General features: G+C 37.3%; 2 protein-coding genes. One reads left to right on the top strand and one right to left on the bottom strand.

Translation table 11 applies throughout. From position 1 onward, the window contains the following. Positions 1-274: 274 nt before the first annotated feature. Positions 275-1348, bottom strand: a complete 1074-nt coding sequence (locus BLQ56_RS23060; RefSeq protein WP_090859998.1) for a DUF5667 domain-containing protein — start codon at positions 1346-1348, stop codon at positions 275-277. Between the two features lie 460 nt (positions 1349-1808). Between BLQ56_RS23060 and ppc the strand changes: the two genes are divergently transcribed. Beyond that, entirely contained in the window at positions 1809-4568 is a 2760-nt protein-coding gene (gene ppc / locus BLQ56_RS23055) for a phosphoenolpyruvate carboxylase (RefSeq protein ID WP_090859996.1), read from the top strand. Positions 4569-4852: the final 284 nt, after the last annotated feature.

The following is a 4852-nucleotide window of genomic DNA, read 5'->3' as shown; positions in this document are numbered from 1 at the left end:
AGACGAGCCGGCTGGAAGGTTGCTTTTTAACCTTCTAGACGGATTGGCTTATGACCCCGAGCCGATGGCGCCTGGAGCTAGACAAAAGAAAAGCGCAAGCGCCTTGGTCAGCCTCGACATGCATAAGGCGAATCACGCAGGAAACCTTGGTTTCTGAAGTGATTTGCCGAGGGGGCTAGGCGCTGGAGCTAGACACTAAAACTGAGTTCAAAATCTTATACTTCCTATCTTTAAAAAAAGGATGAGCCTTATTTATTAGACTCATCCTTTTTCGTTATTCTTTTGACTTACCTTTACCTTGGTTCTCTTCTTTTGCATCTTTATTATTGTTAGTATGATTCGCTTTGTTCATTTTAGCTTCTTCAGACTTGCCATTATTGCCTTTTATTTCTGTTGCCTTTTCATTTTTCTTCGAAGAATTCACCACCGCCGCTGGAGTCTTTTCTTCCTCTTCTGCATTTTCTTCAGTAGTAACCGATTGGACTTCTACAGTCTCTTCCTCAACAACAACCGTTTCTTGCTCACTCACAGTTTCCGGTTCTTCAACAGCTGGATTATCATCCAAATCTACTTCTGTCGTTTCCTCTTCAGTGTTATCCTTCATTTTTTGACTACGTTTCTCGATTTTCTTGTCTAATTTCGCAAATGATTTTTCAATGTTTTTCATTAGAGCTTGTTGCGCTTTTGGATTCTCTACATTAGACAAAGCTAATAGTAATGCATCAATGTTATTACCTAGTTTAACTTCAAGCTCATCCTTCGTTTCTTCAGTAGTCTCAGACTCTTCCTCATTTAATTCAGTAGTATCAATAGGTTCGGTCTCAGTTTCAGCATCTGTTACTATTTCTTCTTGCTCTTCCAATTTTTCTTGTGCTTGTGTTTGTGACTCAAGAGCTGATTCCAATAACTCCGTCGCTTCATTCATCTTTCCTTCAGCAATTAATGCATTTGCTTCAGATATACGCTCATGGGCAAAATCGGCTAACAATTGAGCTTCCTTATGGTCATCCGTTGTTAAGGCTAATCTTACTTTTTCAATCATGATTTTCACAAAATAGAAAAAATCACCTGGAATCACTGAAGCCTCTTCAGCTTCAACTTCATTTGTCGGATCAGAAGTAGTAATAGTAGAATTTCCTTCAGTCTCAGTTAGTTGATCATCCGTACTTATCGTCTCTGATTCTTGTACGTCCTCTGAGCTGTCTACAACAACCTCAGTTGCTTCTGTTTCTTCAACAGTCTTTATATTTTCTTGTGCAAAGATTGAAGTTGTTCCTACAGTAAAAAATAATGAACCTGCCATAATAACACTTGTTGAAACTGTATAAAAGAATGGTTTTGTTTTCATAATAATCCCCTTTTTAATTTTGATACTACAAGATTACGGAATTTGAATGAGCTTTATGGGTGTTATTATCAATTTTATAGATTGGGGATTTTTTCAAATTATCTATCATACCTTAGATTCTGTAATACAAACGCAAATAACTTGTAGAAAGTGAAAATTCTGACCAATTTTACATAAAGAATGCAAGATTAATAGGATTATTTATAAGGTCAGAAATATTCAATTAGCAAGAATATTTGCCGAATTTATGACAATATTATATAATAGTATATCAAGGTAGATCTATTCCAAACAGTTCCCTCGTCTCATTCCCATAAGCATCCCCTGAAAATCTTTATGATTTTTCAATGAATCTATAAATATGTAAGTGATTGTAAGAAAATCTACCATTAGAAATATTAGAAATTTTAAAAAATACTAAATTAACAAACCATTCCAATCAAAGAAGGTGATCATCATTATGACAGCAGAAATGAAAACAAACATCACAAACTCTCCGCTTCGCCGTGATGTAAAAAATCTTGGGAATATCCTTGGTCAAGTCCTTGTCTATCATGGTGGGGTTGAACTTGTTAACATCGTTGAACGCATTCGAAAGATGACAAAAGATCTTAGAACGGAATTTAATACGGAAACTTATAACGAACTTAAAAGTGAAATCCGTTCTCTTAAACCACCATTACGTCAGCAAGTCATTCGCGCATTTTCAGTATATTTCCATTTAGTGAATATTGCTGAACAAAATCATCGAATTCGTAGACGTAGAGAATATCAATTACAATCAGATGAAATCGTTCAACCAGTATCATTAGAAGGTGCAGTCAATTCACTAAAAGAACATGAAGTATCAGCGCAAGCCATTAAAGATTTGTTAAATTCACTATCATTAGAGCTAATTATTACAGCACATCCAACAGAATCAACGAAACGAACGGTACTTGAAATTCAAAAGAGAATTGCGTCCATTCTCCAACAGAATGATAATACAATGCTCACTAAAAAAGAACGCCAGCAATTAGAGGACCAATTAGTAAATGAAGTAACTGTTTTATGGCAAACAGATGAGCTTCGTTATCGAAAACCATCAGTAATGGATGAAGTAATGAATGGACTCTATTATTTTGACGAAACCCTTTTTGATGTATTGCCAGATATTCATCAAGAATTAGAAGATTCTCTGAAGGAAAAGTTCTCTAGTCATTCTTGGGATGTTCCTAACTTCCTTCGTTTCGGTTCTTGGATCGGTGGAGACAGAGATGGAAATCCAAATGTAACTCCTGAAGTCACTTGGAACACCTTAACAGCACAAAGAAAATTAGTATTGAAGAAATATGAGCAATCGCTCATCGCACTTATGAAGAAATTTAGCTATTCCACTACTCGTGTTGTGGTAACTGATGAATTGATCGATTCAGTTGAGAAAGGTGAAGCTAGCCTTCCCTCTGATAAAGTTTGGATTGTAGAAAACGAAATTTACCGTCGTAAATTCGCCATTATCATTCATAAGTTGAAACAAACCGGTAAAAGTGAACTTGGTTACGCTAATTCTGATGAGTTACTAAATGATTTAGTGATTATTAAACAAAGCGCGAAAAAGCATCAGCCATCAGAGCGTGAGTTAAAAGAGTTGAATAAATTTATTCGCCAAGTACAACTTTTCGGATTCCATTTAGCTACACTAGATATTAGAAATCACAGTGGAGAACATGAAACAGCTGTCGCTGAGATATTCAAGAAGGTCAGTATTGCTGAAGATTACTCACAATTATCTGAGCCTGAAAAACTAAAGGTTCTTGAAAAGGTACTTAAAGATCCTCGTCCAGTATTGCTTACAGATGAAGATTATACAAAGGAAACACAAGCAACTTTAAAAGTCTTTAAGTTGATTAAAGACGCACATAGAGAATTTGGAAAGCGTTCTATTGAAGTTTACTTAATAAGCATGACACAATCTGCTAGTGATCTACTCGAGGTTTTAGTTTTAGCCAAGGAATTTGGAATCTATCGTTTACATGCAGATGGTAGTGTGGAAAGTCACTTAAATGTAGCGCCTTTACTTGAAACAGTTGACGATTTAGTCGCAGGACCAAAAATTATGGAAACCCTCTTCAAAATGGATTTCTATCGTCGTCATGTTGAAATTCTTGGGGACCAACAGGAAATCATGCTAGGTTATTCTGATGGCAGTAAAGATGGTGGAACATTAACTGCCAATTGGAAGCTGTTTATGGCACAAAAAGAAATTCATGATATGGCTCGTAAATACAATATTCGCCTTAAGTTTTTCCATGGTCGTGGAGGTTCACTAGGTCGTGGGGGCGGTCCTTTAAATCGTAGTATTCTCTCCCAACCACGTGAAACACTCGGGGATGGAGTGAAAATTACGGAGCAAGGTGAAGTATTATCATCTCGTTATTTAGTAACAGAGATTGCTCATCGTAGCTTAGAGCAAGCAGCAGCAACCCTGATCAAAGCCGCTGCTCATATTGCTGATGATGCGGATACGATTTATGCACGTGAAGAAGCTTGGGAAAAAGCAATGGAGGAAATCTCTGATGCATCTCTTGCAAAATATCAATCACTTGTGTTCCAGGATAAAGATTTCCTGACATACTTTAACCAAGCCACACCATTAATGGAGCTTGGAGCATTGAATATTGGTTCACGTCCAATGGCTCGTAAAAACAGTAATCGTTTTGAAGATCTACGTGCAATTCCTTGGGTTTTCGCATGGACACAAAGTCGTCAACTCTTCCCTGCTTGGTATGCATCTGGAACAGGTCTAGCGACATTTGCTAACAAGAGCGAAGATAACCTTAAGATGCTTCAAGAAATGTACGAAAAATGGCCATTCTTCAAGTCAACAATTGATAACCTTCAAATGGCTCTAATGAAGGCTGATATTATGTCTGCCAAGGAATATACAGAGCTTGTCGAAGACCAAACAATTGCCTCCCGCATTTTCGGGGACATCGTTGAAGAATATGATCGTACAAAGAATATTCTTTTGAAAATCAGTGATGATCAAGAATTACTTGATAGTAATCCAAATATTCAAGAATCAATCCGTAGAAGAAATCCATATGTAGATCCATTAAACTACTTACAAGTCGAACTAATTCGTTCCCTTCGTGAGGAAGAAGAACCTAGTGATGAGCTAATCACAGAAGTGTTACTCACAATTAATGGAATCGCAGCTGGCTTACGTAACACAGGTTGATTTTAAGGAAGAGAAGCAGTAGAAACCACACATGTGGGGTCTACTGCTTTTTTGTTTGAGCATTTAGATTCTAGCTTTAAGGAAGGATTCTATTTGTGATCGATGATGTTGATCATGTTCAATGAATTCGCCAAATTTCGTGGGATTTCTTCGGTCTTCCGCGGGATTCCACTTGGATTTAGTGGGATTAACCGATGTTTTCGCGGGATTATGGTTCTGGCTCTATACGTGGAACCTTGGTTCGTGGGATTCCTTCGTTCTTTCGCGGGATTCCACTTGGATTT

Origin of the sequence: Litchfieldia salsa (genome assembly GCF_900104555.1) — a bacterium.
GTDB classification, from domain to species: Bacteria; Bacillota; Bacilli; order Bacillales; family Bacillaceae_L; genus Litchfieldia; species Litchfieldia salsa.
This window is presented reverse-complemented; position numbering and strand designations above follow the sequence as displayed.